10 protein-coding genes are annotated in these 13,789 nt (G+C 39.8%); 6 read left to right on the forward strand and 4 right to left on the reverse strand.

The window, feature by feature from the left end:
• The first annotated feature begins 201 nt into the window (after window positions 1–201).
• The 4 genes from gpmM (at window position 202) to panM (ending at window position 4,696) form a co-directional block, all read left to right on the forward strand.
• Window positions 202–1,731: a 2,3-bisphosphoglycerate-independent phosphoglycerate mutase gene (gene gpmM, locus OW492_RS14380; protein WP_290040976.1), complete on the forward strand. Its 1,530-nt coding sequence runs from the start codon at window positions 202–204 to the stop codon at window positions 1,729–1,731.
• A gap of 226 nt (window positions 1,732–1,957) precedes the next feature.
• On the forward strand, window positions 1,958–3,223 hold the full coding sequence (locus OW492_RS14385; protein ID WP_290041076.1) for a peptidoglycan DD-metalloendopeptidase family protein: 1,266 nt from the start codon (window positions 1,958–1,960) through the stop codon (window positions 3,221–3,223).
• Window positions 3,224–3,260: 37 nt separating this feature from the next.
• Window positions 3,261–4,058 carry a divergent polysaccharide deacetylase family protein gene (locus OW492_RS14390; RefSeq protein ID WP_290040977.1) on the forward strand — a complete coding sequence of 266 codons (798 nt, stop codon included), beginning with the start codon at window positions 3,261–3,263 and terminating at the stop codon, window positions 4,056–4,058.
• Window positions 4,059–4,270: 212 nt separating this feature from the next.
• Window positions 4,271–4,696 carry an aspartate 1-decarboxylase autocleavage activator PanM gene (gene panM, locus OW492_RS14395; RefSeq protein WP_290040979.1) on the forward strand — a complete coding sequence of 142 codons (426 nt, stop codon included), beginning with the start codon at window positions 4,271–4,273 and terminating at the stop codon, window positions 4,694–4,696.
• A gap of 89 nt (window positions 4,697–4,785) precedes the next feature.
• Here panM and OW492_RS14400 read toward each other — a convergent pair whose 3' ends face one another.
• From OW492_RS14400 to OW492_RS14410, 3 genes are all read right to left on the reverse strand, one after another.
• Window positions 4,786–5,376 (reverse strand): DUF4136 domain-containing protein, encoded by a 591-nt coding sequence (locus tag OW492_RS14400; RefSeq protein ID WP_290040981.1) that lies wholly within the window; start codon window positions 5,374–5,376, stop codon window positions 4,786–4,788.
• Window positions 5,377–5,385: 9 nt separating this feature from the next.
• A complete protein-coding gene (dusA, locus tag OW492_RS14405) occupies window positions 5,386–6,360 on the reverse strand; it encodes a tRNA dihydrouridine(20/20a) synthase DusA (protein ID WP_290040983.1) in 975 nt (324 codons plus the stop codon).
• A 561-nt stretch (window positions 6,361–6,921) separates the two neighbouring features.
• A complete protein-coding gene (locus tag OW492_RS14410; RefSeq protein ID WP_290040985.1) occupies window positions 6,922–8,508 on the reverse strand; it encodes a BCCT family transporter in 1,587 nt (528 codons plus the stop codon).
• A gap of 397 nt (window positions 8,509–8,905) precedes the next feature.
• On the opposite strand from OW492_RS14410, the gene folD reads away from it, so the two are divergent.
• Window positions 8,906–9,748, forward strand: coding sequence for a bifunctional methylenetetrahydrofolate dehydrogenase/methenyltetrahydrofolate cyclohydrolase FolD (gene folD / locus OW492_RS14415; RefSeq protein WP_290040987.1), 843 nt, complete (start codon window positions 8,906–8,908; stop codon window positions 9,746–9,748).
• Window positions 9,749–9,820: 72 nt separating this feature from the next.
• Here the strand turns inward: folD and OW492_RS14420 are convergent, their stop codons facing one another.
• Window positions 9,821–10,855, reverse strand: a complete 1,035-nt coding sequence (locus OW492_RS14420; RefSeq protein WP_290040990.1) for a LacI family DNA-binding transcriptional regulator — start codon at window positions 10,853–10,855, stop codon at window positions 9,821–9,823.
• A 491-nt stretch (window positions 10,856–11,346) separates the two neighbouring features.
• Here OW492_RS14420 and OW492_RS14425 point away from each other — a divergent pair, with 491 nt between their 5' ends.
• The gene (locus OW492_RS14425) at window positions 11,347–13,776 is read left to right on the forward strand and encodes an FAD-dependent oxidoreductase (protein ID WP_290040992.1); all 2,430 of its coding nucleotides are present in this window, start codon (window positions 11,347–11,349) and stop codon (window positions 13,774–13,776) included.
• The last annotated feature ends 13 nt before the right edge of the window (window positions 13,777–13,789 follow it).

Genomic DNA, 13,789 nt, shown 5'->3' on the forward strand with positions numbered 1-13,789 from the left:
AATTCGCATCTGAGTATACCCTGTGAAAAACAGAATATCAGCCTTGAGATTTAGAATAATAAATGAAAACGACTTTTTTAGGGCTATTTCGACTTGCTTTGATCTCACGTCGGGCTTTTTCAGTGACAAGACGCACAAATGTTGTAAAATCAAAGTGGAGATAATTTGGACATTATACCAGGACACAATAAGAGGTTTAAAATGACAATGACTAAAAAACCACTAGTTTTATTAATTCTAGATGGCTGGGGAAATCGCCCGGACACACCTGATAACGCAGTATCTAATGCTAAAACACCAGTACTAGACCAACTATGTAAAGACTACGCAAACGGTCTTATTTCTGCGTCAGGTATGGACGTGGGTTTACCAGAGGGTCAAATGGGTAACTCTGAAGTTGGCCATACTAACATCGGTGCAGGTCGTACTGTTTACCAAAGCTTAACTAAAGTAACCAAAGCAATTCAAGATGGCGACTTCTACGAGAACGCAGTTTTTGTAGCAGCAATTGATAAAGCCGTAGCGGCTGACAAAGCAGTACACATAATGGGTCTAGCATCACCAGGTGGTGTTCACTCACACGATGAGCATATCCTCGCAGCTATCGAACTAGCAGCAAAACGTGGTGCTACTAAGATTTTTGTTCACGCATTCTTAGATGGCCGTGATACACCACCACGTAGCGCGAAAGATACACTGTCTAAATACGAAGAAAAATACAAAGAGCTAGGTGTAGGCCGTACCGTTTCTTTAGTAGGTCGTTACTTTGCAATGGACCGTGACAATCGTTGGGATCGTGTTGAAGAAGCGTACAACGTATTAACCGCAGCAAAAGGCGCATACACAGCAGATAGCGCATTAGCAGGCCTTGAAGCCGCTTACGCACGTGATGAGAACGATGAATTCGTAAAAGCGACTGTTATCGGTGAAGCTGCACCAATGAACGAAGGCGATGCAGTATTATTCTTAAACTTCCGTGCTGACCGTGCACGTGAATTAACCTACACATTCACAGATGAAAACTTCAGTGGTTTTGAGCGCGCAGTTGTTCCGAATATCCACTTTGCAACATTGACTGAATACGCTGCAGATATCAAAGCACCTGCGGCTTACCCAAGTGAATCACTAACTAATACACTGGGTGAATGGTTATCGAAGAAAGATAAAACACAACTACGTATTTCTGAAACAGAAAAATACGCACACGTGACTTTCTTCTTTAACGGCGGTGTTGAAGATGAGTTTGAAGGTGAAAAACGTTCACTAATCAGCTCTCCTGCGGTAGCAACTTATGATCTACAACCAGAAATGAGCTCAGCAGAACTAACTGAAAAACTAGTTGGCGCAATTAAGAGCAATGAATATGATGTGATCATTTGTAACTACCCGAATGGCGACATGGTAGGCCACACTGGTGTATTTGAAGCAGCAGTAAAAGCATGTGAAGCAGTTGATACATGTATTGGTGAAGTAGTAAGTGCATTACAAGAAGTGGGCGGTGAATGTCTCATCACAGCTGACCACGGTAATGCAGAGCAAATGATTGACCCTGATACAGGTGGCATCCATACTGCTCATACTAACTTGCCAGTGCCATTTATCTACATGGGCCGTGAAGCGACTATCGCTGAAGGCGGACGTCTATGTGATATCGCACCAACTATGTTATCGCTAATGGGATTAGAAACTCCAACAGAGATGACAGGACAACCAATTATTACTGTTAAGTAAGCTTTGGTTATTGGGTACTCTACCTTTGAGTAGGGTATCCAACTCTCCTTTCTACTAATATCTGCATTTAATTTCATCTAATCTCTATAAATTAATTTCGATTCGCATACAATAAGCCGCCATCTCAATTATTTTTATCTAACTTTATTAACATTTGTAAGTCGTATTCATAATTGATATTTTTAAGAAATTCCCTATTCAAGTTATAAGGCCTAAAATCACAGTGATGTTTAACTTATCTAACGACAGAAAACTAAGTTACTTAGCCTTCATCGCTTTTTTTATCACAGTCCTATTCAGCCAGACAGTTACTGCCGCTAACTTAAATACCATTCAACGCCAAATTAAAGAAAACCAACAAACTAAAGCACAACAAGAAAAACAACAAAAGCAGTTAGAAAATGAATTAGAGAAAAGCGAAAAGGCTGTCGCTAGCATCGCCTTAACCGCAAATCAAACCAAAACAGAAATTGAGCAACAACGCACCGCCTTGGTTAACTTACAAAAAGAGACGAAACAGCTCAACGAAGATAAAGCCATTCAACAATCATTATTACAACAACAATTGGTCAGCGCTTATATGACCGGTGAAAATGACCTAGTAAAACTGATTTTGAATCAAGAGGACTTAAGCAAAGTCGTCCGCGCTAGAAGCTACTACAAGTATCTCAATGATGCTCGCTTGGAAAGCATTGAATCACTGCATGAGACAGAGCAAAAACTACTTAAAAACCAAGAGTCTCAAACAAAAACATTAGCCTCGTTAGAAAAGCTTTACGAGCAACAAAAGCAGAGACAAGCTAGCCTGACAGCAGAAAAAAGTAAGCGAGACAAAGCTCTACAAGCATTAAGAAAAGATATTAACTATCAAAGTAACAAAATTGCAAAACTCAATAATTCAGAGAAAGCACTCCGCGCTCGTCTTAAAAAAGCAGCAGAAGAACGCAAGAGACAACAAATAGCAGCAGCTAAAATAGCGGCTGCAAAAGCTCTTAAAAATAAGAATATTGCCAAGGCGAAGGCACAAGCTGAGGCTGAAGCCGCAACCCAAGCAACAGCAAATAACCAAGCAAATAGACAGACAAAAACCAACTCAAAATTAGCCAGCTTAAAAGGCAAACTGAAATGGCCAATTGAAGGTAAAGTACTACACCGTTTTGGTAGTGCACGTAGTAGCCAAGTGAAGTGGAAAGGTATTGCCATCGCCACTAATGAAGGTGAAAAAGTACGTGCGGTTGCAACAGGCAGAGTATTATTTGCCGGTTACTTTAAAGGTTATGGGATGGTGATAGCATTAGATCATAGTGATAACTACATTACTTTATACGGCTACAACCAGACGCTTTTATACAAAGCAGGCGATGTCGTATTAGAAGGTGATGCTATTGCATTAGCAGGTCACAGTGGTGGCCAAGAGAGAAACACATTGTATTTTGAATTAAGCCATAAAGGCACCGCGGAAGACCCATTACGTTGGTTATCAAGAAGATGATTACGTGCTAACCCTATTAAAAAAACTCAGTAAGTTCGTGCTATATATTGGATTAATCTCCTACTCAACGAGTACCTTAGCAAGTAGTATCGGTAAAATAGCGATCATCATCGATGACATTGGCTATAATCGTCATAATCAAGCTTTCTTGAAATTGCCTAAGGCAATTACTTTTGCGATTCTTCCATTTACTCCCTACTCCACTAAAATCGCAAATTTGGCCCATCAACAAAGTCGTGAAGTACTGCTACATATTCCAATGCAAGCACATAGTCATAATCACCTCCTAGGCAAAGGTGCTTTAATGGAACAAATGACCAAACACAGCTTTCAACACACATTAAGCGGTGCACTAGATGATATTCCTTACGCCATAGGTGTAAACAATCACATGGGTAGTAAGCTCACAGAAGAAACTGTTCCAATGCAATGGACTATGGACCTATTGTCCCAGCACGGATTATTCTTTGTGGATAGCTTGACCAGTGCCAAGAGTGTTGCCGCTAAAACGGCTATTGCAGCAGGTTTACCCGCATTAAAAAGACACATATTTCTCGACAATGTACGCACACCAGAAGCGATGGATAAACAGTTTGATCAAGCCATTAAACATAGCTTAACAACACCCTATACCATTTTAATTGGCCACCCTTATCCGGAAACCCTAAGCTACCTGTCACAACGTTTAGGCGCACCAAATAAAGACTTTCAACTAGTCAAACTCAGCCAGCTGATACCTGAAAAACAGCGTATGATGTTAGACCAGAAAAAAGTACAATATGATCATCAACACTTGCTTTACCCTGAAGTAATACCAATTATATTAAATAAGTGATCTAGATTTTGCGTAGGAAAAATGGCTTAGTGAAAGGCGTAAATTAAACCTTTCGAAGATTAACGCCAGACGTTAACTTCTTTAATGGTTATTCTCTTTACGAAATTTACAACGAAGAAATAAAATTTTTAACAAGCAAAATAGAGCAGTTAATAAGTATGATTGGTATAAACCCCCTAAAAATACAATAAATATATAATAGTGAGCACTGTATGCGATTATCCGTTTTTATTGCTGATACTTTATCAACGCAACTAGTCATCGATTTACAAAAAATTTACGGCAATTACTTGCCAGCCACCTCATTAACCACTGAAGCGATCACCGAGCAATTAAATGACTCAACGTCTCGCTTATTTTTAACTATGTTTAATGAGCGCCATATTGGTGGAGTTAAAGTACAAATTACAGGAACAACAGCCACCCTATCTCAATTACAAATTAGAGATCTGACACGCCGCCGTGGTGTAGGTAAAAACCTATTAACACAAGTTGAAAAACAGCTAAAAGCAGAAGGTGTGGCACAAGTTGAATACGCGTTAACAGAAGTTGATGAATCAGCATTATTAGCAATCCAAGCTTTTCTTGTGAATAGTGATTATCAAGTAAATGATGGGATAGCTATTAAAGCGATCTAAACTTAATTTGTGAGCCTTTAATTAATGCTATTTCAAATACAAAAAAACACACCTAGGTGTGTTTTTTATCAAAATTAAGAAGCTTTTAATTAACGCCCCGCTTCAGGAAAATCACCCAGCATCATACTTAAGATATACTGCATTTGAGTGCCTTTATTTATCGCTTTATCGCGCTCTAATTGAGTAAAGCCTTTAAGTGCAGCTCTCCAATAAATTTTCTTGCCTCGATTATCCAAAGCACTCAACATAAATGCTCCTTTTTTATAGCGAGGGTCTAAGCCTTTTTCCCGCACGGTACCAGGCACCAAGCCAAAACGTTGCTCCACTTGGTTATTGGCAACCACATCATCAGCCGCAAATAAAAAGCCAATCACCATTTCAGCTTGATCAGGGTTATCCACTAATTGATACCCTTTAGTACGCATATACTGTTCTATTTGCTGACGTATATACGGTGTTAACACCAACATAGTCGCTTCTTCTTTGGCTAACACAAAGTTGTAATCATCATCCCAACTGTAAGTCGTAAAGGAAGGAAGCACTTTACTCGGTTTACCGCTACTTACTAAGGTTAGAGGTTCAGGTTCGCTAACCTTTGCCTCTTTTACCACAGGTGTACTAGAACAACCCACTAAAACTAGTTGTACAGCCACTAACAGAAATAATAAACGCTTCTTCATCTTACTTCCTTACTCTTCGTGAACGAATGACGCGGCTTTTTGCATCACTTCAATACCAGAACCTGGAATATGGCCATTTTCACTTAAATGGCGTCGCCACGCACGCGCACCAGGTAAACCTTGAAATAACCCCAACATATGACGAGCAATACGATTTAAATGTACGCCTTGCGCCAACTGCCCTTCAATATAAGGATACATTTTTTCTAAAACTTCAAAACGTGTCAACGGCACTTTATCACAACCAAATAACTGCTGGTCAACCTTACTTAGAATATAAGGGTTAGCATAAACCTCACGCCCTAACATTACACCATCAAGGTGTTGCAGATGAGTTTGACAGTCTTCTAAGGTTTTAATTCCTCCATTAATCGCAATGGTTAACTCTGGAAAATCACGCTTTAATTGGTAAACACGCTCATAATCCAGTGGTGGAATATCACGATTTTGTTTTGGACTTAAGCCGCTCAACCACGCTTTACGTGCATGTACAATAAATGTGTCACAGCCCTGCGCTTTCACTTTTTCAACAAAGTCACATAAAAACTCATAAGAATCTAAATCATCGATACCAATACGGGTTTTAACCGTAACAGGTAAATCACAGGCATCACGCATCGCCTTAACTGCATCTCCGACCAATGCACCTTCTGCCATTAAGCAAGCACCAAAGCGACCATTTTGCACTCGGTCAGAAGGGCAACCGACGTTTAAATTAATCTCATCAAAACCGCGTTCAGCCCCAGCTTTAGCAGCTTGTGCTAAATCTAATGGCGCAGAACCACCTAATTGTAACGCTACTGGATGTTCCGCAGCATCTCTTTGTAAGTAATCGCCCTTACCGTATAAAATCGCCCCCGTAGTCACCATCTCGGTATATAGAAGCGTGTTTTTACTCATTAAACGATGGAAGTAACGGCAGTATTGATCAGTCCAATCAAGCATCGGAGCAATAGAAAAGCGGTTTGTAGGGAAATTTTGCATAAAACACCAAGATTAAAATGAAAGACGATCAATAAGCCAAATCAGAGTGTTATATCATTCACATTAAAGAAGTGATTGCTACTAACCTGCAACTGGCATTAAAAGAATAATTATAACAGAAAACCATTGCTTAAAAACGCCATTTAATCCTTGTGTAAAAGCAGAGGTTTAATACTGAACATTACTATCACAGCCTTTTACCTTTCATCCAAACACAGTCTAGGGACCAAAATCACACTTTTATATGCGTAAAAGTGTATCAAATTACATTTTTCTTCATCTAGGTGGGGCAACAGAATGGGGTTAAAGAGTAATGAAGAGAGCAAGTGGAGATGCCGTCTGTAAAAACTAGATAAAACTTCCTAGTTTTCTATAAACCGAAATCAGTCACCTTGTTATTCAGAGCAATTAGGTTTGAAGCGAATGTAAACATGCGATTATAAGCCATACTAGTACTTAGCTAAACACTCTTTAGTAAAAATAAAAAACGCCCTTGTACTTAGTACAAGGGCGTTTCAATAGACATTAAATAGTTACTCTATTAATGAATAACCACCTTGGTTATTTAACTGGCTTTTCAACTTCAGTTAACATGCCTTTCATTAAGCTTACACAACCAATCAGTAGGATTACTGTAAACGGTAGTGCTGCAATGATAGTGATAGATTGCAGTGCTTGGATAGATTGTGTACCACCGATCCATAGCATCACCATCGCAATTAAACCTGAAATAATGGCCCATACTATTTTTTGCTTCATTGGCACTTCTAATTTACCACCAGCTGTCATGCTATCAATAACGATAGATCCAGAATCTAGAGTGGTTACGAAGAACACGACAATCAGTACAACAGCAATAACAGATAAGATGTCACCAATCGGGTAAGCATCTAACATGTAGAATAAGCTTAGTGACACATCTGTAATGCCTTGCTCTGCCCCTAGTAAACCGACCTTATCGATAATTTGATCAATGGCTACGCCACCAAATACTGACATCCACAATGTAGTGACAACTGTAGGGATGACGAGTACACAAACCAAGAATTCACGGATAGTACGCCCTTTAGAAATACGTGCTACAAACATACCAAAGAACGGTGCGTATGCTACCCACCATGCCCAATAGAACACAGTCCAACCATGTAACCATGAGGTATCATCACGACCTGACGCTTGGCTTAATGGAACGATATTTTTCACGTAACCAACCACTGCTGTTACTAGTGAATCAAGTACAGTAGTGAAGTTTAATACAGCGATTAAACCTAGGAAGATAAAAGCAATCACCATGTTAATGTTACTTAACAGCTTAACTCCGCCGTCCATCCCACGAGTCACCGATAAAATCGCTAAGCCCATGATCAATACAATAATAAACTGTTGTAGATATAAGCTATTTTCAAAACCAAATACATGGCTGATGCCACTCGCAGCTTGTGAACCACCTAAACCTAACGAGGTTGCTAGACCAAACAAGGTTACTAATACCGTCAGTACATCAATCACATCGCCCATCCAACCCCATACTCTATCGCCTAAAATAGGGTAGAACACAGAACGCATCGATAGTGGTAAACCTTTGTTATACACAAAATAAGCAAGGCATAATGCCGTCATGCCGTAGATTGCCCAAGCATGTAATCCCCAATGAAACGCCGTTGCGCCTAATGCAAGTTCACGACCTTCAGGCGTGAAAGGTGCAGCATTCAATGGTGTTCCATACCAGTTTGTATAGAAAGCCGTTGGTTCTGCTACCCCCCAGAAAATTAAACCAATGCCCATACCGGCAGCAAATAACATTGCAATCCATGAAGTGGTTGAATAATCCGTTGTCGCTTTATCTCCACCTAAGCGAATTTTACCTAAAGGGGAGAATGCGATGCCTACTGCAAATAACAGTAAAATATTTGCTCCCCACATAAATAGGAAGTCGAAATTAGATAAAACAGCGCCTTTAATTGAGTCAATTGCAGCTTTTGCATCTGCTGGCTCTAACATTAATAGGGTAACGATAAAAAGAATTGATAAAGCTACTGAAGCAGTAAAAACGGTGTTGTGGACATCAAAGCCCCACTTATTAATATTGTCTTGGCCTACTTGATAATCAGTAGATTCTATACTGTATTTTTTAGATTTAAATTTCATAACTTCTGATATTTACCTACCCACATTAGTAAATAGAAACATCAGCTCCATATTAAATTAATACTTAAATTAGTTATTACGTACCACAAAGAGTGGTAACCAATCACTGTCGTTTTTTATTTTTAGACTATTATGCTTAATAATAAGCGCAGTATTCTAACATAAAAACTATTTGCACAACCGACTATCACAACATACTGATTTAATAGTAAATATACTCTTCTACCCCCAAATACCTGACCATTCTTAGCGCATCCCTGAGTTAAAATTACTGCTGAAACCCCTTTTATTGTTACATATAGGTAAAAATGAATTGCAAATCAGTAGCATTATCTTTTTTTTAAAAAAACATATACTAAATTTTAATTGATTATAAAACCAACAATAAGGAATAAATATGACAGCAAAGTATATTGATGGAAAACTTATTTCCAAAACCGTTCGCTCTGAAGTTGCAGCATTAGTTAAAACACGTGCAGACAATGGTTTATCGATTCCGGGCTTGGCTGTTGTGTTAGTTGGACAAGATCCTGCTTCTCAGGTTTATGTAAATAGTAAACGTAAAGCCTGTGAAGAAGTGGGTTTTACTTCTAAATCATACGATTTACCAGAAACCACCAGCGAAGCAGATTTATTATCGTTAGTTGATGCACTAAATGATGATCCACAGATCAATGGTATTTTGGTGCAATTGCCGTTACCCGAAGGTATCGACACCACTAAAGTCATTGAACGTATTAAACCTGAAAAAGACGTTGATGGTTTTCATCCATACAATGTCGGTCGTCTTTGCCAGCGTATTCCAACATTACGCTCTTGCACGCCAAAAGGAGTGATGACGCTAATGGAGCGTTATGGTATTTCATTAAAAGGAAAACATGCGGTGATTGTTGGCGCGTCAAATATTGTCGGTCGCCCAATGAACATGGAGTTGCTACTAGCAGGTTGCACCACAACAGTTTGTCACCGATTTACCCAAAACTTACAAGGTTTTGTAGAGCAAGCAGATATTTTAGTCGTCGCAGTGGGTAAACCAGGTTTTATCTCAGGAGGTTGGATTAAACAAGGAGCCGTTGTGATCGATGTGGGTATCAACCGTTTGCCATCAGGTAAGTTAGTAGGAGATGTAGAGTTCGATATTGCAGAGCAAAGAGCGAGCTTTATTACACCCGTACCCGGTGGTGTTGGTCCAATGACAGTGGCAACTTTAATTGAAAATACTCTATTGGCTTGCCAATAACCCCTTATTATTCAAACCATCAAGTCAAAAATATTAACTTGATGGTTTTACTACCACTAACAATCAATAGGGTTAAGATTTAGGTGGCGGCGCGCAAGACTCTCTCACCACTAACTCTGTTGTTAACGGTTGAGGCAAGGGAATATCTTCTCCATTTAATCGAGAAACTAAGTATTTAGCAGCAAGCATCCCCATCTGTTCCTGCGGCGTTCTAATAGTCGTTAACCTAGGAGTAATATTGGAGGCTAATGCCATGTCATCAAAACCAACGATCGACACTTCTTCTGGCACTTTAACCCCCATACTTTTCGCTTCAAAAATCACACCATAAGCAAAAGGTTCTGATCCACAGATAATGGCAGTAGGTTTATTAGCACGTGACATTAATAAACGAAAAGCTTCACGCCCCTCTTCAATGCCAAATTTAGCTTGTAATAAATAGTCATCAGATAAAGTCAGGTTTTCTTTTTCCAGTGTAGCTCTTACCCCTAACAAACGATTTAAAGCTCGATCATTATGCTCAGTGAAACCTGAAATCATCGCAAATTTAGTATGCCCAAGGTGTAATAAGTAACGAGTAAGATCCGCTGCGGCGGCTTGATTATTAAATCCAATACAAGGGTGTTCTCGATTTTCATCCACAGCCCAAGTCAATACATAAGGAATGTCTTTTGCCTTGAGTAAATCATAAAGACTTTTATCTCGAGATTGACCAACTAATATCAACGCATCCATTCCATGCGAGACCATTTGCGTAATATGCTCATACTCTTTTTCTGGATTGTAGTTATTAGATGCCAACATCATATTGTAACCAGCAGTAGAAATTTGGTTTTGAAACACCTCTATAGTGCGGCCAAACAAGCTACTATCCAAAGAGGGAATCACTGCCCCTATCATTCTTGAACGCTTCGACGCTAATGTGCGCGCTGCGGCATGTGGAACATAATTCAACTGTTTAATAGCCGCATCTATTTTTTGTTTAGTTCGGTCACTCACCACTGCGGGATCATTCAAATAACGCGACACAGTCACTGACGCAACACCCGCTGCAATTGCGACATCTTTCATAGTCGGATCACCCATCAAATTGCTATGCGCTTTCATATCATCCTCAATATTTTTTTATGGCTAACCAACAACATGTGACAAGGTCGAAATAATAAGTCACAGCCTAACGCTCCCCGGCGCCATGCCTTGTTGTTGTTCAACAACGTAAACTAATTATATCACAAAATAAGCAAGCACTATTTTTATCATAACCCCCTATATATCTAATGTTAAAGAGATAGCCTCATTATTGATCATGGTCAATCATGGAGCGTTTTTTGGTCAAAACGTCACCAAAACTGTGCGTAACGGATCATTTATGTGATTTTATTCTTTATTTTTTTAAACTCACTTATCAGCTTAAGCTCATGTAAATCGGGCTTTAAAAATATTTTATCAATGAATTTAAAAAATCGGCACCAAGCTTGCAAAACACTAAAAATGGAAGCGCATTCATTTTGATTTTAATTAAGCTGAATCATCGTATTTGCCATGAACCTTACAAACAGAAACAAGAAAATTGATACCCATACTTTAGGAGAGTGTTTATGAAATCGCATTACAAAGTTATCGTTATTGGTGGTGGTATTGGAGGATGTAGTACGCTTTATCATCTAACCCAAGAAGGATGTACAGATGTAGCCTTAATTGAACGTAATGAATTAACATCAGGAACCACGTGGCATTCAGCAGCTCAAGTAACAAACTTTGGTGCAACACAGACGATGGTTGGCCTAAAAAGCCACAGTATTCAGCTTTATAAAAAACTAGCAGCCGATCCAGAGAACCCAATTAACTACCATCATGCATCAGGTGGTATTCGCCTAGCATCGACTCAAGAACACCTTGATGGTTACAACCACTTCATTTCCCTAGCTAAAGGCATGGGTGTTGATTTTGAATTATTGAGCCCTGTTGAATGTGCCAAACGTCACCCATTAATCGAAACACATGAATTAGTTGGTGGACTTTGGGATCCGCTAGATGGTGATATCGATCCAGCACAATTAACTCAAGCATTAGCACGTGAAGCGCGTAAGGCAGGTGCTGAAATATTCCGCCATAACCCGGTAGAAGATATTCACCAAAAAGAAGATGGTACTTGGGTGCTGCAAACTAAAAATGGCGAAGTAAGCTGTGACAAACTAGTTAATGCCGGTGGTTACCGTGTTAACGAGCTAGGTAAAATGTTAGGTATTGAGTACCCCGTTATCTCAATGGAACACATGTACTTCTTAACGGAGGCTATTCCAGAAATTGAAGCGTTCGGTAAGCGTGTCCCGCTACTTCGTGACCCACTAGATGACTTCTACAGCCGTCAAGAGAAGAACGGTTTATTAGTAGGTATTTATGAACAACGCTGTAAAACATGGGGGATGGATGGTATTGACCCTAACTTCGTAAATGCACTTTGTCCTGATGACTTAGACCGTTGTTTAGATAACATGGAACGTGTATTTGAACGTATGCCATGTTTAGAAAGAACTGGTATCCACAGTATTGTAAATGGCCCAATCACTTACTCTGCAGATGGTAATCCTCTGGTTGGTAAAACACCTGGTTTTGATAACCTTTACTCAATCATCGGCTTACGTGCTGGTTTAGGTGAAGGTGGTGGTCACGGTAAAATCCTAGCTGAAATCATCGTGCACGGTGAATCTGAATGGGATACATGGTGTATTGACCCAGCTCGATTTACATCACATGCCAACACTGAGTTTACTGCTTTAAAATCTATTGAAGATTACCAAAACGAATTTCGCTTCCACATGCCACATGAAGCACGTCCAGCCGGTCGTTTAGCTAAAACAACACCTATTTATACAACACTAAAAATGCAACACGCTGAATTTGGTGTAGTGAATGGTTGGGAGCGTGCGATGTTCTTTAAACCTGATGCAGATTACAAATTTGAACATAGCTTCCGGTTTACTGACACAGACAAGAAAATCGTGGCGAAAGAAGTGAAAGGTGTCACTGAAAACGTCGGTATCATGGAAGTAAATGGTTTCAATCGCTTTGAAATTAAAGGCCCTAAAGCAGCGGAATGGTTAGACAGCCTAATGTGTTCAAATATTCCCAAAACGGTAGGTCGTATCGGTCTTTGTTACTTTTTAACTGAAAAAGGTAACGTATTAGGTGAAGCAACGATTGCCAAGCTATCTGAAGATACTTTCTGGTATGGCTCTGCAGCCGCTGCCGAATACAAAGATATGGACTGGTTACGTTCACACCTACCTGACGAAGGTGTTGAAATCACTTCATTAACTAACACTCACACTATTCTATCGGTAACAGGTCCTAAATCACGTGACTTAATCGCTAGTTTATCTCCTCGTACAGATTGGTCTAACGAAGCTTTCCCATGGTTAACCACTAAATCGGTATACATAGGTCATGCACAAGCACAAGCACTGCGCGTGAGCTTCAGTGGTGAATTAGGTTGGGAGCTACATGTTCCAAACGAGCAATTACTACTAGCACATACACTATTAACTGAAGCAGGTGTTGACTACGGCCTTATTCCATTCGGTTCAATGGCACTAGAATCTATGCGTCTTGAGAAGGGCTACCGTCATTGGAAAGCCGATTTAATCACCGAATTTGACCCATTTGAAAGTGCACTAGATCGCTTCACTAAAATCAATAAAGAAGCAAACTTCCCAGGTAAAGCGGCACTACTTGCTAAGCAAGGCCAACCGATGCGTAAAAAGTTTGTAACCATCACTGTTGATTGTGATATCGCAGCGGCACACCCTGGTGACTCTATCTGTGTTGATGGAAAAGTAGTCGGTACCGTGACATCTGCTGCTTATGGTTACCGTGTAGAAAAGAACATTGTACTTGGCTTTATTGACCCAGCTTATGCGGATGAAGGAAGCGAAGTAGATGTAGAAATCATAGGGACACCTTACCCAGCTGTTGTAGTGAGTGATTGTCTTTACGATCCAAAGAACGAAAAAGTGAGAAGTAAATAACTTAAATCAAACT

The sequence above is a fragment of the Psychromonas sp. 14N.309.X.WAT.B.A12 genome, assembly GCF_030397575.1.
Taxonomy (GTDB): domain Bacteria; phylum Pseudomonadota; class Gammaproteobacteria; order Enterobacterales; family Psychromonadaceae; genus Psychromonas.